The sequence below is a fragment of the Streptomyces sp. NBC_00637 genome (assembly GCF_045161545.1).
Taxonomy (GTDB): Bacteria; Actinomycetota; Actinomycetes; order Streptomycetales; family Streptomycetaceae; genus Streptomyces.
The window spans coordinates 5,860,340-5,878,650 of record NZ_CP109046.1 but is presented as its reverse complement, the minus strand read 5'-3'; the positions used below and the strand labels follow the sequence as shown (position 1 = coordinate 5,878,650).

15 protein-coding genes are annotated in these 18,311 nt (G+C 70.9%); 7 read left to right on the top strand and 8 right to left on the bottom strand.

What is annotated here, in order from left to right; translation table 11 throughout:
- Positions 1 to 4 precede the first annotated feature (4 nt).
- From mmsA to OG440_RS25745, 3 genes are all read left to right on the top strand, one after another.
- Positions 5 to 1,555, top strand: a complete 1,551-nt coding sequence (mmsA, locus tag OG440_RS25755) for a multiple monosaccharide ABC transporter ATP-binding protein (protein ID WP_406009150.1) — start codon at positions 5 to 7, stop codon at positions 1,553 to 1,555.
- Complete coding sequence (gene mmsB, locus OG440_RS25750; protein WP_406009149.1) at positions 1,552 to 2,796, top strand: multiple monosaccharide ABC transporter permease; 1,245 nt, start codon at positions 1,552 to 1,554, stop codon at positions 2,794 to 2,796. The genes mmsA and mmsB overlap by 4 nt, the downstream gene beginning before the upstream one ends.
- Positions 2,797 to 3,092: 296 nt before the next feature.
- Positions 3,093 to 4,787: a pyridoxal phosphate-dependent aminotransferase gene (locus OG440_RS25745; protein WP_406009148.1), complete on the top strand. Its 1,695-nt coding sequence runs from the start codon at positions 3,093 to 3,095 to the stop codon at positions 4,785 to 4,787.
- 79 nt (positions 4,788 to 4,866) lie between these two features.
- Here the strand turns inward: OG440_RS25745 and OG440_RS25740 are convergent, their stop codons facing one another.
- Complete coding sequence (locus OG440_RS25740) at positions 4,867 to 5,901, bottom strand: arabinan endo-1,5-alpha-L-arabinosidase (RefSeq protein ID WP_406009147.1); 1,035 nt, start codon at positions 5,899 to 5,901, stop codon at positions 4,867 to 4,869.
- Positions 5,902 to 6,173: 272 nt separating this feature from the next.
- Between OG440_RS25740 and OG440_RS25735 the strand changes: the two genes are divergently transcribed.
- Entirely contained in the window at positions 6,174 to 6,941 is a 768-nt protein-coding gene (locus tag OG440_RS25735) for an intradiol ring-cleavage dioxygenase (protein ID WP_406009146.1), read from the top strand.
- A 57-nt stretch (positions 6,942 to 6,998) separates the two neighbouring features.
- On the opposite strand, the gene OG440_RS25730 is transcribed toward OG440_RS25735, so the two are convergent.
- The 7 genes from OG440_RS25730 to OG440_RS25700 all read right to left on the bottom strand — a co-directional run bounded on the left by OG440_RS25730 (position 6,999) and on the right by OG440_RS25700 (position 14,569).
- On the bottom strand, positions 6,999 to 8,129 hold the full coding sequence (locus OG440_RS25730) for an FAD-dependent monooxygenase (RefSeq protein WP_406009145.1): 1,131 nt from the start codon (positions 8,127 to 8,129) through the stop codon (positions 6,999 to 7,001).
- Between the two features lie 108 nt (positions 8,130 to 8,237).
- On the bottom strand, positions 8,238 to 8,888 hold the full coding sequence (locus OG440_RS25725) for a DUF4360 domain-containing protein (protein ID WP_406009144.1): 651 nt from the start codon (positions 8,886 to 8,888) through the stop codon (positions 8,238 to 8,240).
- Positions 8,889 to 9,119: 231 nt separating this feature from the next.
- The gene (locus tag OG440_RS25720; RefSeq protein WP_406009143.1) at positions 9,120 to 9,578 is read right to left on the bottom strand and encodes an RrF2 family transcriptional regulator; all 459 of its coding nucleotides are present in this window, start codon (positions 9,576 to 9,578) and stop codon (positions 9,120 to 9,122) included.
- A 175-nt stretch (positions 9,579 to 9,753) separates the two neighbouring features.
- Positions 9,754 to 11,265: an alpha-N-arabinofuranosidase gene (locus tag OG440_RS25715; protein ID WP_406009142.1), complete on the bottom strand. Its 1,512-nt coding sequence runs from the start codon at positions 11,263 to 11,265 to the stop codon at positions 9,754 to 9,756.
- A gap of 132 nt (positions 11,266 to 11,397) precedes the next feature.
- Positions 11,398 to 12,276, bottom strand: coding sequence for a carbohydrate ABC transporter permease (locus tag OG440_RS25710; protein ID WP_406009141.1), 879 nt, complete (start codon positions 12,274 to 12,276; stop codon positions 11,398 to 11,400).
- Positions 12,273 to 13,214, bottom strand: coding sequence for a carbohydrate ABC transporter permease (locus OG440_RS25705; protein ID WP_406009140.1), 942 nt, complete (start codon positions 13,212 to 13,214; stop codon positions 12,273 to 12,275). Before OG440_RS25705 ends, OG440_RS25710 begins: the two co-directional genes overlap by 4 nt.
- Positions 13,211 to 14,569 (bottom strand): extracellular solute-binding protein, encoded by a 1,359-nt coding sequence (locus OG440_RS25700; RefSeq protein ID WP_406009139.1) that lies wholly within the window; start codon positions 14,567 to 14,569, stop codon positions 13,211 to 13,213. Before OG440_RS25700 ends, OG440_RS25705 begins: the two co-directional genes overlap by 4 nt.
- A 248-nt stretch (positions 14,570 to 14,817) precedes the next feature.
- Between OG440_RS25700 and OG440_RS25695 the strand changes: the two genes are divergently transcribed.
- The 3 genes from OG440_RS25695 to OG440_RS25685 are packed head-to-tail and all read left to right on the top strand — an operon-like array spanning position 14,818 to position 18,156.
- On the top strand, positions 14,818 to 15,435 hold the full coding sequence (locus OG440_RS25695; RefSeq protein WP_406009138.1) for a toxin-antitoxin system, toxin component family protein: 618 nt from the start codon (positions 14,818 to 14,820) through the stop codon (positions 15,433 to 15,435).
- A complete protein-coding gene (locus OG440_RS25690) occupies positions 15,432 to 16,712 on the top strand; it encodes an MAB_1171c family putative transporter (protein ID WP_406009137.1) in 1,281 nt (426 codons plus the stop codon). The genes OG440_RS25695 and OG440_RS25690 overlap by 4 nt, the downstream gene beginning before the upstream one ends.
- A gap of 52 nt (positions 16,713 to 16,764) precedes the next feature.
- A complete protein-coding gene (locus tag OG440_RS25685; protein ID WP_406009136.1) occupies positions 16,765 to 18,156 on the top strand; it encodes an NAD(P)/FAD-dependent oxidoreductase in 1,392 nt (463 codons plus the stop codon).
- The last annotated feature ends 155 nt before the right edge of the window (positions 18,157 to 18,311 follow it).

Sequence of the window (18,311 nt, the reverse complement as noted above, 5' to 3'; positions counted from 1 at the left end):
GACCATGGCGGGACCCGTCCTGGAAATGCGCTCGATCGTCAAGACCTTTCCCGGTGTGAAAGCGCTGTCGGACGTCACCCTGACCGTCCGCCAGGGCGAGGTCCACGCCATCTGCGGTGAGAACGGCGCCGGAAAGTCCACCTTGATGAAGGTGCTCTCCGGCGTCCATCCGCACGGCACGTACGAGGGCGAGATCCTCTTCGAGGGAGAGACCGTCTCCTTCAAGGACATCCGAGCGAGCGAGCAGCGCGGCATCGTGATCATCCACCAGGAGCTCGCGCTGGTGCCCTACCTCTCCCTCGCGGAGAACATCTTCCTCGGCAACGAGCACGCCAAACGCGGGCTGATCAACTGGAACGACACCCTGCGGCACGCTTCCGAGCTGCTGCGCCGGGTCGGTCTGAGCGATCACCCCGAGACCCGCGTCGCCGACATCGGCGTGGGCAAGCAGCAGCTCGTGGAGATCGCGAAGGCGCTGTCGAAGAAGGTGAAACTGCTCATCCTGGATGAGCCGACCGCGGCCCTCAACGACGAGGACAGCGACAAACTCCTGGATCTCATCCTGGAGTTGAAGAAGCAGGGCATCACCTCGATCATCATCTCCCACAAGCTCAACGAGATCCGCAAGGTCGCGGACTCGGTGACGATCATCCGCGACGGACAGTCCATCGAGACGCTCGACGTGAAGTCCGCGGAGACGACCGAGGACCGGATCATCAGCGGCATGGTCGGCCGCGACCTGGACAACCGCTTCCCCGAGCGCACGCCGCACCGGGCGGAGTCGGGCGCGGCACCGGCCCTGGAGATCCGTAACTGGACCGTGTACCACCCGATCGACCAGCAGCGCAAGGTCGTCGACGACGTGTCGATCACCGTGCGGCGCGGGGAGATCGTCGGCATCGCGGGGCTGATGGGCGCCGGCCGCACCGAGCTCGCGATGAGCGTCTTCGGGCGCTCCTACGGCCGGCACGCGGGTGGCACGGTCCTCAAGGACGGCACGGAGATCCGTACGAAGACCGTCGCGGAGGCGGTCGGCCACGGGATCGCCTATGTCACGGAGGACCGCAAGCACTACGGCCTCAACCTCATCGACACGATCAACCGCAACATCTCGCTGACCGCCCTGGACAAGGTGGCCAAGCGGGGGATCGTCGACGAACACGAGGAGCGGCAGGTCTCCGAGGGCTACCGCAAGTCGATGAACATCAAGGCGCCGACCGTCTTCGAGCCGGTGGGCAAGCTGTCCGGCGGCAACCAGCAGAAGGTCGTCCTCAGCAAGTGGATCTTCGCGGGTCCCGATGTGCTGCTCCTGGACGAGCCCACGCGCGGTATCGACGTCGGCGCCAAGTACGAGATCTACACGGTGATCGACCAACTGGCCGCGCAGGGCAAGGCGGTCGTCTTCATCTCCTCCGAGCTGCCCGAACTGCTCGGTATGTGCGACCGCATCTACACCATGGCCGCCGGGCGGCTCACGGGCGAGGTCCCGCGGGCCGAGGCCACGCAGGAAGTGCTGATGCGTCAGATGACGAAGGACAAAGAGGTAACGCGATGAGCACCGACGTGACCAAGAGCCCGGCCGCCGCGCCGCCCGGCAAGAGCGGCGGAACGGCGGCCGACGGCGGCCTGATCCAGCTGGTGCTGGACGGCCTGCGCCGCAACATGCGCCAGTACGGCATGCTGATCGCCCTCGGCCTGATCGTCGCGCTCTTCGCGGTCTGGACCGACGGTGACCTGCTGCTGCCGCGCAACGTCTCCAACCTGGTGCTCCAGAACAGCTATGTGCTGATCCTCGCGATCGGCATGATGCTGGTGATCATCGCGGGCCACATCGACCTGTCGGTCGGATCGCTGACGGCGTTCATCGGCGCGTTCGCCGCCGTACTGACGGTGCAGCACGATGTGGCGTGGCCCGTCGCGGTGGTGCTGTGCCTGGTGGTGGGCGCGGTCGCGGGCTCGGTGCAGGGCTTCTTCATCGCGTACCTCGGCATACCGTCGTTCATCGTCACCCTCGCCGGCATGCTGATCTTCCGCGGCATGACGGAGATCTTCCTGGAGGGCCAGACCCTCGGCCCGTTCCCGGACGGTCTGCAGAAGATGGGCAACGGCTTCCTCCCGGAGGCCGGTCCGACCACGAACTACCACAACATCACGCTGCTGCTGGGCCTCGCCGTGATCGTCATGGTGGTGCTCCAGGAGGTGCGCGACCGCAAGCGCCAGCAGGAGTTCTCGCTGGACGTTGTACCGCGCAACCTGTTCCTGCTCAAGATCGTCGCCATCGTCGCCGCGGTGCTCACCGTCACGATGCTGCTCGCCAGCTACAAGGGCGCGCCGATCATCCTGCTGGTGCTGGGCGCGCTGGTGGTCGGCTACGGCTACGTCATGCGCAACGCCGTCTTCGGCCGTCACATCTACGCGATCGGCGGCAACCTGCCGGCCGCGAAGCTGTCCGGCGTCAAGGACAAGAAGGTCACCTTCCTCGTCTTCCTGAACATGGGCGCGCTCGCCGCCCTGGCGGGTCTCGTGGTCGCGGCCCGGCTGAACGCGGCCGGCCCCAAGGCGGGTCTGAACTTCGAACTCGAGGCGATCGCCTCGGCGTTCATCGGTGGCGCGTCCATGAGCGGAGGCGTCGGTACCGTCCTCGGCGCGATCATCGGTGGTCTCGTCCTCGGCGTGCTGAACAACGGCATGAACCTGCTCGGCGTCGGCAGCGACTGGCAGCAGGTCATCAAGGGCTTGGCGCTTCTCGCGGCGGTCGGCTTCGACGTCTGGAACAAGCGCAAGTCCGGTTCGTGACCCGTCCGCGGCTCGGGACGGATCCGCAGCTCGGGACCCGTCCGTAGCTCCGGACCGGTTCGAAGCCCGGGACACGAAGGGCCCCGCCGGGAACGGCGGGGCCCTTTCGCGTCGATCCCCTGACGCGCGGTCACGGCGGCTTCACAGATACCCCACAAGTTCTTACCGATTCCTCAGCGGTTGAACAGCGCCGCTCAAACCTTCGTATGTAAGGGCGGCCCGCGCTCCCCCGCGCGGGCCACCCAATGACGACGGGCCCGGTCGTCCCCGCCGGGCCCGCCCCATACGGAGGTTCCATGGCCGACAACGTCTCCTCGTTGTTCCGCAACACCGCGGCGCACAGCCCGTCGATGGCGGCGCTGACGCGAGAGGGCGGCGAGGGTGTCGGGCCGGTGGACTTCTGTATCCCCTGCAACCCCTACTTCCCCACCCCGGCCATGATGGACACCATGGCCGCGCGGCTGCGGGACATCATCACGTTCTACCCCAGCGGCGCCGACACGATCACGGCCGAACTGTGCAACCTGCTCCAGCTCCCGCCGCAGGCCGTGGCGATGGGCAACGGCTCGACCGAGCTGATCACCTGGATCGACCACCTGCTGGTCCGTGAGTCCCTCGCCGTCCCCGTCCCCACCTTCGGCCGCTGGACCGACCAGCCCATGGAGACCGGCAAGCGGGTCGACATGTTCCCGCTCCAGGAGTCCAGCGGCTTCGCCCTGGACCTCGCGCAGTACGCCGAGTTCATCCGGACCCGCGGCACCAAGGTCGCCGTCATCTGCAACCCGAACAACCCCGACGGCGGCTTCCTGCACAAGCACGCCCTCGTGCAGTTCATGGACGCGATGGCCGACCTGGACCTGATCGTCATCGACGAGTCGTTCCTGGAGTTCGCGGACGCGGAGCAGGAACCGAGCGTCGTGCAGGAGGCGATGATCCGGCCGAACGTCATCGTGCTGCGCAGCCTGGGCAAGAACTTCGGTCTGCACGGCATCCGGTTCGGCTACATGGTCTCCAACCCGTCGCTCGCCGGCCGGGTCCGCTCGATGCTCCCGAAGTGGAATCTCAACGCCTTCGCCGAGTACGTGGTGTTCATGCTCAAGGAGCACGGCCCCGAGTACGCGCAGAGCCTGATGCAGGTGCGCCGGGACCGGCTCGACATGGCGAGTCAGCTCAGCGCCCTGCCCGGGCTGACCGTCTACCCCTCCCAGGGGAACTTCCTCTTCGTGCGCCTTCCCGTCGGCGCCGAGGGCACCGTGGTCCGCGACCGGCTGCTCGCCGAGCACCGCATCCTGGTCCGCGAGTGCGGCAACAAGATCGGTTCGTCCAGCCGCTTCCTGCGGCTCGTGGTGCGCCCCCAGGTCGACGTCCGTCGCCTGGTGTCCGGCCTGGAACAGGTGCTCTACGGGACCAGGAGGGGAGCCGCCGTGCCCGAGCTGGGCAACGGGACCAGCTACAGCTCGGGCACGCCGGCGGTGGACCGGCTGGTCACCAACGGGGCGGGTATGCCGGGCCTCGCCGCTCAGGCCATGGGTATGGCGATGCCGGGGCTGGTCGCGGCCGCCCCGGCCGCCGCCCCGATGGCGATGCCCGTCCCCGCGATGGCGCCGGCCATGGCGCAGGCCACGCCGTCCGACGGCGCCGGGATGCCGCTGCCGGCCGCAGCGCAGGTCTTCCCCCAGCCGGTGCCCGCGCCGGCCCCGATGCCGGCTCCCACCCCCGCCCCCGCCCCGGCCGCGGCTCCGCCGATGGCACCGGCGGCCGCGATGGCACCGGCCGCCATGAGCCCCGCGGCGATGAGCCCCGCGGCGATGGCGCCCGCCATGGCCCCGACTCCGCCGCCGATGGGTCCGACCCCGCCCGGCGTCCCGGCCCGCGGCGGTCTCACGGCCGCCCAGGTCCGGGGCACGAACGGCCTGTCCCCCGCCGCGGCGACGGGTTGGCCGAACGCCCAGAGCTGGCCGAACGCGGCGGGCATGGGCCAGGCGGGATAGCCCCCGCACCCCACGACGACGCCCCGTCGGGCCGATGGCCTCACGGGGCGTCGCGCGTCCGTAGGGCGCGGCCGGTGGGTCAGTAGGCCACCGGCCAACCGCTGCTCCAGTTCAGGAGGTTGATGCCGAGCTTGGGCGTGCCGTTGTCGTTGCCGTCGTAGTAGTGGTAGACGATCAGGTCGCCGTCGGTGTCGTGCAGGATCGACTGGCCGCCGGGGCCGATGACGCTGCCGTGCGACTCCAGGACGGGCGTTCCGCCGTTGTTCGTCATCGCGACGCCGCTCTTGTCGTAGTACGGCCCGGTGACGGTGGTGGCGCGGCCGACCTTGACCTTGTACGTGGAGGAGGTGCCGGCGCAGCAGGTGTCGTAGGAGGCGAACAGGTAGTAGTAGCCGCCCCGCTTGACGACGTAGGGGGCCTCGACGGCCTTGGTTCCGGTGGGGCGGGAGGCGATCGAGCGCCGGACGGTGTCGGACGCGAGCTGCTTGCCGGTCGACGGATCGAGCCGGATCATCTTGATCCCCGTCCACCAACTCCCGAACGACAGCCACCACTTGCCGTCGTCGTCCACGAAGAGGTTCGGGTCGATGGCGTTGTAGTCGCTTGCCGTGGAGGAGGTGTAGACGGTGCCGTAGTCGGTCCAGGAGCCGGGGAGTCCGGTGCTCGAACCGGCCAACCCGATCGCGGACTTGTTGGATCCGAAGGTGGAGACGGCGTAGTACATCAGGTACTTGCCGCCCTGGTACGAGATGTCGGGCGCCCAGGCCTCGGTGGTGCCGTAGGAGGACCACCAGCTCGGCCGGGTGGAGAAGGCGTCGGCACCCGCGCTGAAGGCCGTGCGGTCGGTGGAGGTGCGGTAGGACAGGCCGCCGCCGGTGGCGTAGAGGAGGTAGCGGCCGGCGGAGGTGCGGATCATCGTCGGGTCGTGCACGACGGTGGAACCGGTGACCGTACCGGGGTTGGGGTACGCGGAGGCGGCGGACGGGGTCAGGGCCAGCAGGACCGCCGCCGGGACGGCGAGCAGTGCGGCCCTTCGGGACCCGCGGGAGGCGCGGGGCGTGCGAGGGAGTCCGGGTGTGCGAGAGGTGCGGAGTGTGCGAGAGGTGCGGCTCATGCGGACGCTCCTTCAGTGGGGGTTTCGTCGTTCGTGATACCGAACAACAGTCGCGTCGTCGGACGGGACCGTAGAATCGAACCCCTTGCGCGTCAATGGTCCGCGCGCGCACCCGAAAGTCTTCGAGAGCCGCCCCTCCCGGTCCGCCCCCGACCGCACCCACGGCCGGATCGGTCCTTGTGTCGACACTTGCCCTGCAAGCAACTTGACGAGAGCTCACTTTGCCGAACTGACAGCGCTCCGACAGAAACCGTTTCTACGGTGTCGTGCCCATGACAGACACTTCAGATGCGCGCCCCTCGGTGGCGCGCCGTACCGTACTCGTCGCCTCGGGCGCGACCGCAGCGGCCCTGGCCGTAGGCGCCGCTGCCACGTCCGAGGCCCCCACCGCCGAAGCGGCCGACACCGCCCCCGTCGCCGCCGCGGCCGTCTGCACCCTCACGAAGGAGATGACCGAAGGCCCCTACTACCTCGACGGACAGTACGTCCGCGCCGACGTCACCGAAGGCAAGGCCGGCGTCCCGCTGAAACTGACCCTCACGGTCGTCGACGACGACACCTGCGTGCCCCTCTCCAACGCCCTCGTGGAGATCTGGCACTGCGACGCCCTCGGCGAGTACTCCGGCTTCGTCGGCAACAACGGCCACACCGAACCGGACGACGGCACCTTCCTGCGCGGCGGCGTGCTCACCAACTCCGCCGGGGTCGCCGCGATCACCACGATCTACCCCGGCTGGTACCGGGGCCGCTGTGTCCACATCCACGTGAAGGTCCACACCGGTGTCACCCTCACCGCGGACGGCTCCTTCACCGGCGGCCAGGAACTGCACACCGGCCAGCTCTTCATCAGCGAGACGATCACGACGGCCGTCGCGAAGGTCTCCCCGTACTCGACCAACACGGTCACCCGCACCACCCTCGCCCAGGACTCCATCTACGACGACGGGGGCGCCGCCTCGGGTCTGCTGACCGTGACGGCCCTGGGCGGCTCGACGTCCTCCGGGTACGCGGGAACGCTGACGCTCGGGGTCGAGAACTGACCTCGGCTCCGCGCCCCACGACCCTGACCGTATGACCCTTCACCAGGCGACCGGGCGTCACCGCAGCGGCGGTGGCGTCCAGTCGGCGTGCCGGAGGGCCACCCGCACCACGGCCCCGGAGGGCGCCAGCCGCAGGGCGCCGTTGCGCAGGGCCACCGCGAGGGGGTGGGTCAGCCCGTGCCCCATCCGGCCGGCCTGACGGGCGGCTCGGGCCACGGAACGGCTGCGCCGCCTGCGGACCGTGTCATAGCGGCGCAGCGCGGCCGCCGTGGTGGGTTCGGTCGCGAGACAGGAGGCGAGGACGGCCGCGTCCTCCAGTGCCTGACTGGCGCCCTGCCCGAGGTTCGGGGTCATGGCGTGGGCGGCGTCACCGAGCAGCGCGACCCGGCCGACGGTGAACGCGGGCAGGGGGGTGACCAGTTCGTGGATGTCGTGGTGCAGGACGTCCTGCGGCCGGGTCGCGTCGAGGAGCGCGGGAACGGGGTCGTGCCAGCCGCGGAAGCGCCGGCGCATCGCGGCCAGCGGATCGGGGTGGCGGACGCCCCGGGGCGCGGTGAGTACCGCATGCCATTCGGCTCGTCCGTCGACGAAGCGGAGGTGCCCGAACTCGGCGCCTGGGCCCCAGGTCAGCTCCAGGTCGGAGGGCAGGTCGGGGAGCGGGTGCGCGGTGACCGCCCGCAGGACCGTCGAACCGCTGTAGACCGCTCCGGGGTGCCCGGGGAACAGCTCGGCACGCACCCTACTGTCGACACCGTCGGCGGCCACGACGAGATCGGCGGCACCGCCCGCGCCGTCGACGCCGGCCACCTCCACCCCGGTCCGCACCCACCCGGCGGGCAGCGCCTCGCGCAGGACGCGGTGCAGGTCGGCGCGCAGGACACCGACGACGGGCGTCCCGAGCCGGCGCTCCAGGGCCTCGCCGTCCATCCGGGACAGCACGCGCCCGTCGGGGGTGAGGGTGCCGCCCGTGTACACCGGCCGTACGACGGCCCGTATCGCCTCGCCGACACCGAGCGCGTCCAGCGCCCGCATCCCGTTGGCGTGCAGGGAGATCCCCGCGCCCACGTCGGCGAAGACGGGGGCGCGTTCGAGGACGGTCGCCTCCCAGCCGATCCGGCGCAGCCCGATCGCGGCGGCCAGCCCGCCGATGCCTCCGCCGACGACCACCGCGCCGCGTCCGCGACCCATCCCCACGCTCCCTCCGTCCGCCGGGCGAGCCTGCTGCTCGCCCGGGGCGGCGCCGCGTGGGCCGCCTTCGTGGCCCACGCGGCGGGTGACCCGGGGGTCGGGAGGGGCTCACTTACCCGGGCACGCCTGCCAGGCCATGTGGTAGATCGTACTGAGGTCGCCGTCGGTGGAGTCCATGGTCATGAAGCTGACCTTGCTCGACGACGACGTGCCCGCGTTCACCCGGAGTTCGGTGTTGATGTTGAAGTTGCGCTGAACTCCGCAGGGGGCCCAGACCAGTTGGGCCCAGTCGGTGCTGTCGGTCGCCTGCCAGCTGTCGTTGTAGGTGCCGCTGAAGTTGTGGTTCTTGAACACCGTCTGCGACGAGCCCTGGAAGTAGTACGAGGCCCGCTGTACGGCGCTCGCCCCGGACTGGAGCGAGGCATAGCCGCGGTAGTCCGCCTTGGCGATGGCGTACGTGAAGCCCGAGGGGACGTGGACGACCAGGTTGAGCTGGCAGTTCTTGCGGAACGCCGTGGGGTTGGAGCCGCCGCCGACCTGGGCGAGGTAGTCGCTGTAGGTCACGGTGAAGGCGGTGTTGTCCTCGGAGACGGCGACGGCCGCCGTACCCGCGGGACAGCCGGAGCCGTTCACCGTGGCGACGTCGATGACGATCTTGTCCGGGGGCGGGTTGTCGAACACGGAGGACGGGTTGTGCGCGGGTACCGCGGCGGTGACGAGAGCGGCGACAGCGCCACTCAGGAGCAGCCCACTTGCCATGGTCTCTCCCCTTCGTTCGGATCGGTGGGGGGTGGACGCGCGTCCGGCTCGGTACGGCAACTCTGTGAAGCACCAATGGAGTTGCTGTGAAGAACCGGGGCGATCGCATCGTAGGGAGAGCACTGGGGCACGCCCAGGTGGAACTCCGGCCATTCACCACGGCCCGTTCACACCCGGTCGCTCCGCGTCAGGGCGCGAGACTGCGACGACCGCGCCGCGGCCCCGCGGGTGTCACGGGTTCTCCCAGGCCGCCGGCTCGGCGGCCAGCGCCTGGACCGGGTCCGGCAGGGCGTCGGCCGCGATGTCGGCGATCGTGACGCCCTCCAGGACCCGCCGCACGTTCGCCCGCAGGGCGATCCAGAGCGGGAGCAGGGGCTGCGCCGAGCCGGTGTACGTCAACTCGGTCGGACGTTCGCCGCGTACGGACACGATCGGGCCGTCCACCGCCCGGACCACGTCCGCGACCGTGATCGCCGCCGGATCGCGGGCCAGCCGGTAGCCGCCGCCCCCGCCGCGCCGGCTGTCGACGATCCCGCCACGCCGCAGGTCGCCGAGGATCCCCTCCAGGAACTTGTGCGGGATGTCCTGCACGGCGGCGATCGACTCGGCCTTCACCGGGTCGCCGCCCTGCCGTACCGCGAGCTCCAGTACCGCCCGCACCGCGTAGTCCGCCCGTGCCGAGATCCTCATGAGCCCATTGTGCCGTCGGCGGACGGCCGGCCACTGTCGGCCTTCCGCCGCGTCACGAGGCCGGACGGCACGGGCCGGGCGTCACGGGTGGCGCGTCACCGTGACACCCGGCGCCGGGCCTTCCCCCGTGCCTCCCTCCGGCCGTGCCCGGCCGTTCGTGGTCGGGCCGGTCCGATCACGCCAGCCGGATCACGTTCCACGACAGCGGCTCCAGCGTCGCCGTCAGCCCGCCGTCCGTCAGCGCCGTGCCCTCGGCCGGGTGCGGTGCGACCCGCTCGGGGTCGGCGAGGGTGTTGCGGGCGTCCGGGTCGGCGTCCGCGAGCACGCTGTGCTCGACGACCGACGTCAGGCCGAGACCGGTCAGCCCGATGTGGAGGGGCAGCGCCTCGGTACGGCTGCGGTTGACGGCGAACACGGTGACCGTGCCGTCGTCGGCGCGGACGGCGGTGGCGTGCAGGAGGTCCGCCTCCCCGTACCTGGCCGTCGTGTACGTCGGCGACTCCACTCGCACGTCGAGGACCGTGCCCCGGCCGTGCCTCGACGCCTGCGCGAACGGGAAGAACGTGGTCTGCCGCCAGGCCGGGCCGCCCGGCTCGGTGAGGATGGGGGCGATGACGTTGACGAGCTGGGCGAGACAGGCGACCGTCACCCGGTCGGCGTGCCGCAGCAGCGCGATGAGGAGCGAGCCGAAGACGACCGCGTCCATCACGCTGTAGTTGTCCTCCAGCAGGCGGGGAGCCTCGGCCCAGTCCCGCGTGGCGGAGTCCTCGATCGCGTGCCACCCCGACATGTACCAGACGTTCCACTCGTCGAAGGAGAGGTTGATCTTCTTCTTCGACTTGAGCTTCGCGCCCACGTGGTCGCAGGTCGCGACGACGTTCTCGATGAACGACTCCATGTCCACCGCCGAGGCGAGGAAGGAGTCGAGGTCGCCGTCCTGCGGCTCGTAGTAGGCGTGCAGGGAGATGTGGTCGACCAGGTCGTACGTCTCCGCCAGGACCGTCGCCTCCCACTCGGCGAAGGTCGGCATGGACTGGCTGGAGGAGCCGCAGGCGACCAGTTCCACGGACGGGTCCATCTGGCGCATGGCGCGAGCGGTCTCGGCGGCGAGGCGGCCGTACTCCGCGGCGGTCTTGTGACCGGTCTGCCAGGGCCCGTCCATCTCGTTGCCCAGACACCAGATCTTGATGCCGAAGGGGTCCTTGTCGCCGTGGGCGGCCCGGAGGTCCGAAAGCGCCGTGCCGGACGGGTGGTTGGCGTACTCCTGGAGCTCCAGGGCCTCGGCCACGCCCCGGGTGCCGAGGTTGACGGCCATCATCGGCTCGGCCTGCGGGCCGATCTTGCGCAGGAAGGCGATGTACTCGGAGAGGCCGAAGCGGTTGCTCTCCGTCGAGCGCCAGGCCAGGTCGAGGCGGCGCGGGCGGTCCTCGGCGGGGCCGACCGAGTCCTCCCACTTGTAGCCGGAGACGAAGTTGCCGCCCGGGTAGCGGATGGCGGTGACGCCGAGTTCGCGGACCAGGTCCAGGACGTCGGTCCGCAGTCCCGCCTCGTCGGCGGACGGGTGGCCGGGCTCGAAGACGCCGGTGTAGACGCAGCGGCCGAGGTGTTCCACGAAGCTGCCGAAGAGACGGGGGTTGACTTCGCCGATGGTGAAGGCGGGGTCGAGGGTGAGACGTGCGGTGTGCATGAACGCCTTTCGGGGAGGGGTGCTGGTCCATTGGCGGCTACGGGCGGGGGTGTGGTGGGGCGCGGTGGCGCCGGGGTGGGGCGGGGTGGGTCCGAGCCTGGCGCGCGGTCCACCCGCCCCCGGGAAACGGTTCTACTGGCCCGCCAGACCCGTGTGGGCGACGCCCCGCACGATCTGGCTCTGGAAGAACACGAACACGACGATCAGCGGGAGGCCGGCCAGCAGCCCGCCGGCCATGAGCTGGGGCCAGACGATGCCGAAGGCGTTCTGCACGGTGGCGATGCCGTTCGGCATGGTCATCAGGTCGGGGTTGTTGGTCACCATGTAGGGCCACAGGAAGTTGTTCCAGGAGGCGATGAAGGTGAAGATGCCGACCGCCGAGAGGGAGGGCTTCGACAGGGGCAGGACGATCGTGAAGAAGATCCGCCAACGGCCCGCGCCGTCGATGAAGGCCGCCTCCTCCAGCTCCTTCGGCAGCGACTGGAAGAACTTGTAGAGGATGTAGACCATCGCCGCCGGCGCGCACTGCGGAAGGATCATGCCCCAGTAGGTGTCCACCATGCCGAGGGACTGGACCGTGGTGAAGAGCGGGACGCCGAGGATCGCCGGGGAGAACATCAGGCCCGCCATCGTCAGCGCCATCAGCGCCGACTTGCCCCGGAACTCCGTACGCGCGAAGCCGTAGCCCGCGAGGGAGGCGACCGCGAGGACGACGAACGTGACGCAGACGGAGACGACGACCGAGTTCACGAACCAGTTGGGGATGTTGCCCGCCTCGATCACCGCCTTCCAGGAGTCCAGGGTGAGGTCCTGCGGGATCCAGTGCGGGGACGTCACCGACTCGGTGGGGGTCTTCAGGGACGTCGACAGCGCCCAGGCGAGCGGGGCCAGCCAGACCAGGGAGAGGGCCGCCGCCACGAGCGTGAGGGCGATCTGCGCCGGGGTCCAGGTGCCGCGCGGTTTGCGGAGCGCGGGGGTGGTGGGTGTCGGGGGCGTGGGAAGCGTGGTCATCGGACGGCGACCTCCTCGCGGTTGCGCAGCAGCCACATCCGCCCGAGGGCGACGGCCGCGACGATGATGAAGAGGATGAAGGAGATCGCGGAGGCGTAGCCCACGCGGTAGCTGGTGAAGCCCTGTTCGAGGGTGTACTGCACGAAGGTGCGGGTCGATTCCTCCGGTCCGGGCCCGAACTGGTACATCACCACGGCCTGGTCGAAGACCTGGAGCGAGGCGAGGATCTGGAGGGCGAGGACCAGGCCGGTGATGTTGCGCAGGTTGGGCACGGTGATGTGCAGCATCCGCTGGAACGCGTTCGCCCCGTCCAGCTCGGCGGCCTCGTAGAGGTGGTGGGGGATGTTCTGGAGCGCGGCCAGGTAGAGGAGGAACGAGAAGCCGACCGTCCACCACAGGGTCGCGACGACGACCGCGAGCATCGCCGTGGACTTCTGGGTGAGCCACGGGGTGTCCCAGCCCAGGACGTGGTTGACCATGCCGTTGGTGGGCTGGAACAGCCACCACCACAGGTTGCCGATGACCGCGGAGGGAAGCAGGAACGGCGCGAAGAAGCAGAGCCGCCACAGCCACTTGAAGTGCGTCGTGTGGTGCGCGATCAGCGCCATCAGCAGGGCCACGACGACGATCACCGGGACCACGTAGAGCGTGAACTGCACGCTGTGCCAGAGGGAGTCCCAGACCAGGTCGTCCTTCAGTGCCTCGCGGTAGTTGTCGAGGCCGACGAAACCGGTGTGGTCGCCGGAGATGTTGGCGTCGGTGAAGCTGAGGTAGAGGCCGCGGACGACGGGCAGCACGACGAACAGGCCGTAGAGGACGAAGAACGGGGCCACGAACCAGCCGCCGTGCTGGAAGCGGCGGCCCCAGCGGGCGCGGGCGGAGTCGGCGGCGACCGCGGTGCGCGGCGGCAGTGTCCGGGCGTGCGCGAGCGTGCTCATGCGCCGGCTCCCCTCAGCTCCTGGGCCGCCGTGCGGCCGTCCATCGGGTTCTTCATCGCCAGCAGCTGCGCCAGTGCGGACTTCATCCGGCGGGCCGCCGTGGCCGGGGACGCGGAGCCGAGGTTGGAGGCGGCCACGATGGGGCCGACGCGCTGGGCGAGGACCCCGGTGGAGCCGGCGAACCAGATGTGGGGTTCGTTGGCCTGGTGGTCCATGGCGGGGCGTGAGTACTCGTCCTGGGGGGCCAGTTTCAGGTAGGCCGGGTCCTTGAAGGTGGGCAGATAGGCGGGGACGTGACCGCCGTTGGCCCAGGTGGTGGCATGGGTGACCATATAGGCGGCGAGCCGGTAGGCGCCCTCGTCGGCGTCGCCGCCGCGGCCGGCCTGGTGGGGCAGGACGAAGGAGTGCGACTCGGCGTGGGTGGCCGCGGTGCCGAAGACCGGGGGCAGCGGCTGGGCGCCGTACTCGACCTTCTCGCCGTTGAAGTAGGGCACCGACCAGTTGCCCTCCCAGGTGAACGGCGAACCGGCCAGGAACGCCTCGCCGTCCGCCTCGCCCACGGTGACGTACCCGTCGGTGACGTGCTTGCGGAGGAACTCCAGGACCTGGGTGGCCCTGTCCGTGTCGAAGGTGACGCTCGTGTGGTCGTCGTCGAAGTAGGTGCCGCCGAGCTGCTGGTAGAAGGCGACGAAGAACCACCAGCAGAAGTTCTGGTCGTTGGCATGCAGGCCGAGCGTCTGCTGCCCCTTCTTCAGCTGCCCCTTGGCCGCCTTCAGGATGTCGAACCACTCGTCGGCGGAGCCGGCGGCGGGGAGGCGGCCGGCGGTGTCGAGGAGGCCCGCCTTCTCGCAGACGTCCTTGCGGTAGAAGTTCAGCTGGACGTGGATGTCCAGCGGCAGTGCGTACAACTTGCCGTCGACGATGCCGCGTTGCCACAGCACCGGGTTGAAGTCGGCCTCGCGTACGCCGTGCTCGGCGAGGAGGTCCACGTCCCAGGGGTCCAGGAGGCGGCCGGGCGCGAAGCCGGGAATGCGGCCCTGGTGCATGACCCCGAGGTCGGGGGCGCGGTTGCCTGCGGCGGCCATGGCGAGCTTGGTGTAGTAGGGACCGCCCCAGGCGAGGGTGGAGTCCTTGACGGCGATGTCCGGGTGCTCGTCGCGGAAGGCGTCCACCATCGCGACCTGATTGGCACCGTCGCCGCCCTGGAAGAGGTTCCAGTAGCGGACCCGGGTGCGGGCCCCCGCGGCGAGCGCGTCGGCTCCCGTACCGAGGGCGGCGAAGCCGAAACTGCCCGCCACGGCCAACCCTCCCGCGGCGGCGAGAAGTTGCCTGCGATTCAGGCCAGGTTGTCCCATACCTTGCCCCTGCCGTTCTCATGGTTCGACATTTCGAATTCCGCTCGTAACTTCGAACGGGACCGTAAAATCGATGCGCCTGCACGTCAATGGTTTTGACGGGATCTATGACAGCGCTTTCTATCGGCGGCGTCCGGTGGACGCCCGAAGGACCCCGGCGCGCCCCGTGCGGACTTCCCGTGACGTGAGCACAACCGGCCGCGTAGGCTCGAACGGTCTGCCGCAGGGCGGTTGAGAAGGGGGAGCGGATGGACATCGCGGGCGCGCGCGGGAGGGCGGCCCGGATCGGCTCGGCGCTGCGGCGCGCGAGGACCGGACCGGCCATGCGCGAGCTGACCGGCGATCTCTCCGCCGCGCTGCGGGCGCGCCCCGACCGGCCGGCCGGGGTACGGGCCGTGTGCCGGGCGCTGTGCGAGGAGATGTCCGCGCGGCGCGGCGGACGCCCCGTCGAGGTGCGGTTCGAGCGGTTCCCCGACGAGATCGAGGTGACCGGACTGTGGGTGGAGTTCCAGGACTTCGACCTGGTCATCGTCGAGGAGCGAGCCGAGGACGTGCAGCAACTGGTCATCCTCGGGCACGAGTTGTGGCATCTGCACGCCGGTCACCGCCACCACCACGGAGTCGGCACGGTGGCGGCGGGCGTCCTGGCCGGGCAGTCGGGCTGGGACTCACTCGCCCTGACCGTCGCCGCCCGCGACGGCTCCCGCGAGGACGACGAGGCCGAGGCCGACGACTTCGGCCACCGCCTCGCGGCCCGCTTCCGGCGCTACCTCGCCGACCCCGGACCCGCCGCCGGACCGGACGCGGAGACGGCAGCGGTCCAGCGGACCCTGGGCTATCGCGGACGCAGGGGCACGGCGCGGTGAGCCACGGGCTGTACGTCTCCTTCTGGCTGCCCACCGTGGTCCTCGGCGCGGCCCTCGCCATCAAACTGCCCAGCATCCTCAAACTCTGGCGGGACCCGCTGCTGCGCGCCGTCGGCGGGCTGCTGGTCTTCGCCTGCGCGGTGTTCGTCTTCGCCGCCCCGAAGACCATCGCCTGGACCAACCGGGTCACCGGCGTGCCGAACATCGCGGCACCCTGGGTCTACTCCCTGCTCACCGCGCTCTCCGCGTCCTGGCTGCTGCTGATCATCGCCTGGCGCAACGGGCGTACCGAACGCTCGGCCCAGACCCGGCGGGCGACCCGCTGGGTGGTCTCCGTCTACGCGGGGGTGGTCGTCGCGCTGTGGGTGCTGTTCGCGCTCGCCGACGTACCCGTGGAACAGATCCGGGACCTGGACACCTACTACGCCAACACGCCCTTCATGCGCGAGGAGATCCTGCTCTACCTGCTCGCGCACACGGTGGCCTGCTCGGTCACCGCCCGGCTCGTCTGGAACTGGAGCCGCACCGAGGGCCTGGACGCCTGGCTGCGCTGGGGACTTCGTTTCCTGGGGGCCGGCTATGTGACCAACCTGCTGTTCAGCGCGGCCAAGCTGACGGCGGTGGGGGCCCGCTGGACCGGGCACGACCTGGACTGGCTGAACACCAGCATCGCCCCGTCGGCCGCCTGTATCGCCGCCACCCTGGTCGCGGTCGGCTTCATCGTCCCGCACGCCGGCCAGTACCTCCAGGAGCGGTGGCGGATCCGCCGCCGGCACCGGAGTCTGAAGCCGCTGTCCCGGCTGATGCGCGGGGTCACCGGCGCCCGCGAGCCCTTCGACCTGCGCGCCACACCGGAACTGCGCCTGATCCGGCGCGAGACGTTCATCCGCGACGCGCTGCTCCAGCTCGCCCGGCACCTCGACGACGACCTGCGCGCGCGGTCCTACGACGCCGGCGTCGCCCTCGGCTTCGAGCGCGGCCGGGCACAGGCCCTCGCCGCCGCCGTGACGCTCCTGGACGCGGTCGAGGCCCGGACTCGGGCGCTGCGGCACCCGGCGCCCCCGGAGCCCCGGGAGGCCGTCACCTCCCCCGCCTCCGCAACCTCCCCCGTCTCCCCCGCCGCCTCCTCCGACCCGTCCGGGTCCTCGCGTCCGGACACCACCTATCTCCTGCGGGAGATCCAGGCCGTGTCCCGCGTCCTTCGCCACCCCGTCGACATCCAGGCGGTCCGCGCTCACGCGGTCGCCCCGGCAGAGAGCATGTCCACGCATGAGTGAACCCTCCCCTCCCGCCAGAACCGCCGTAGTCCTGGGGGGATCCCATGCGGGCATGCTCGCGGCACGCGCCCTGGCCGGCCTCGCCGACCGGGTCGTCGTCGTCGAGCGGGACGTACTGCCCGACGGCCCCGCCCCGCGCAGGGGCCTGCCCCAGGCCCGCCACGCCCACATGCTGTGGTCGGGCGGGGTGCGGGCGGTGGAGGAACTGCTGCCCGGCGTCACCGAGACGTTCCTGGCCGCCGGGGCGCGCCGGACGCCGGTCACCACGGACATGGTCGTCATGGGCGCGCGGGGCTGGTTCCGCCGCTGGCCCGAGTCCCACCACGTGATCCTGGCCGGCCGGGACCTCCTGGACGCGACGATCCGGGCCCAGGTCCTCGCGGACGACCGGATCGAGGTGCTCTCGGGTGTCGAGGTGCTGGGCCTGACGGGCGACGCGGGGGCGGTCACGGGGGTCCGGGTGAGGGCGCGGGAGGGCTCGGCGCGGGCGACCTCCACCGCGCCGGACGCCGGGTCGGCGCCGGACGCGGAATGGATGGTGCCGGGCGGGCTGGTGGTCGACGCGACCGGGCGCGGGTCACGGGCCGGGCGGTGGCTGACCGAGCTGGGGCTGACCGAGGTGGAGCGGCGGGAGGTGGACTCCGGGCTGGCATACGCGAGTCGTCTCTTCCGCGCGCCCGAGCAGGCCCGGTCCGGGTATCCGATCGTCAACGTGCAGCCCGACCCGCGGGCCGGCGGGCCTGGGCGGGCCGGGTTCCTGCTGCCCATCGAGGACGGGCACTGGATCGTCACCCTCAACGGCACCCGGGGCGGCGAACCCTCCGCCGAGAACGACGACTTCGTCCGCTTCGCCCGCGAGGAACTGCGCCACCCCGTCATCGGCGAGCTCCTCGAGCAGGCCGAGCCGGTGTCCGACGTGGCGTACACCAGGGCCACCGTCAACCGTCGCCACTTCTACGAACGGATGCCGGCCTGGCCGGAGAACTTCGCCGTCGTCGGAGACGCCCTGGCCGCGTACAACCCGCTCTACGGCCACGGTCTGGCCGTCGCCGCCCAGAGCGCGGTGCTCCTGCGGGACGTGGTGCGCCGGCAGGGCTGGGGCGCCGCCGGACTGTCCCGGCGGGTGCAGAAGGCCGTGGCCCGGCCCGTGAGCACCGCGTGGGACCTTGCCGTCGGCCAGGACGTGTTCTGTCCGGGTGCCACGGAGGACGGACCCACCCTCCGGGACCGGCTCGTGGCCGCGTATGTCGGGCGCCTGATGCTCACGGCCACCGGCAACGGGCGGATCGCCCGCCGGGTCACGGACGTGACGTCGCTGGAGCGCGGCCCCGAGGTGCTGCTCGCCCCGTCGGTGCTGCTGGCGGCCGCGAGGGGACCGCTGAAACCGGCGTTGACCGGCCCACCCCTGACCGGGGACGAGCTGAAGCGGGCCGGGCTGAGGTAGCCCCGGGCGCGGAGCACCCGACCGGGGTCGAGCGGGCGGGCCGGGGCAGAGCGGGCGGGGTGCCACCGGGCGTCCGCCCGCCCCGGGCCTGGCCGCACCTCGGCCCGCCGTCGAGCCGGACTGCGGACCCGTTCGTCCGCCCCCGCCCCACCCGC

Bases quoted from the DNA above. Each gene is read 5' to 3' on its own strand.
- mmsA (WP_406009150.1), top strand. From the start codon at position 5: ATGGCGGGACCCGTCCTGGAAATGCGCTCGATCGTCAAGACCTTTCCC.
- mmsB (WP_406009149.1), top strand. From the start codon at position 1,552: ATGAGCACCGACGTGACCAAGAGCCCGGCCGCCGCGCCGCCCGGCAAG.
- OG440_RS25745 (WP_406009148.1), top strand. From the start codon at position 3,093: ATGGCCGACAACGTCTCCTCGTTGTTCCGCAACACCGCGGCGCACAGC.
- OG440_RS25740 (WP_406009147.1), bottom strand. From the start codon at position 5,901: ATGAGCCGCACCTCTCGCACACTCCGCACCTCTCGCACACCCGGACTC.
- OG440_RS25735 (WP_406009146.1), top strand. From the start codon at position 6,174: ATGACAGACACTTCAGATGCGCGCCCCTCGGTGGCGCGCCGTACCGTA.
- OG440_RS25730 (WP_406009145.1), bottom strand. From the start codon at position 8,129: ATGGGTCGCGGACGCGGCGCGGTGGTCGTCGGCGGAGGCATCGGCGGG.
- OG440_RS25725 (WP_406009144.1), bottom strand. From the start codon at position 8,888: ATGGCAAGTGGGCTGCTCCTGAGTGGCGCTGTCGCCGCTCTCGTCACC.
- OG440_RS25720 (WP_406009143.1), bottom strand. From the start codon at position 9,578: ATGAGGATCTCGGCACGGGCGGACTACGCGGTGCGGGCGGTACTGGAG.
- OG440_RS25715 (WP_406009142.1), bottom strand. From the start codon at position 11,265: ATGCACACCGCACGTCTCACCCTCGACCCCGCCTTCACCATCGGCGAA.
- OG440_RS25710 (WP_406009141.1), bottom strand. From the start codon at position 12,276: ATGACCACGCTTCCCACGCCCCCGACACCCACCACCCCCGCGCTCCGC.
- OG440_RS25705 (WP_406009140.1), bottom strand. From the start codon at position 13,214: ATGAGCACGCTCGCGCACGCCCGGACACTGCCGCCGCGCACCGCGGTC.
- OG440_RS25700 (WP_406009139.1), bottom strand. From the start codon at position 14,569: ATGGGACAACCTGGCCTGAATCGCAGGCAACTTCTCGCCGCCGCGGGA.
- OG440_RS25695 (WP_406009138.1), top strand. From the start codon at position 14,818: ATGGACATCGCGGGCGCGCGCGGGAGGGCGGCCCGGATCGGCTCGGCG.
- OG440_RS25685 (WP_406009136.1), top strand. From the start codon at position 16,765: ATGCTCGCGGCACGCGCCCTGGCCGGCCTCGCCGACCGGGTCGTCGTC.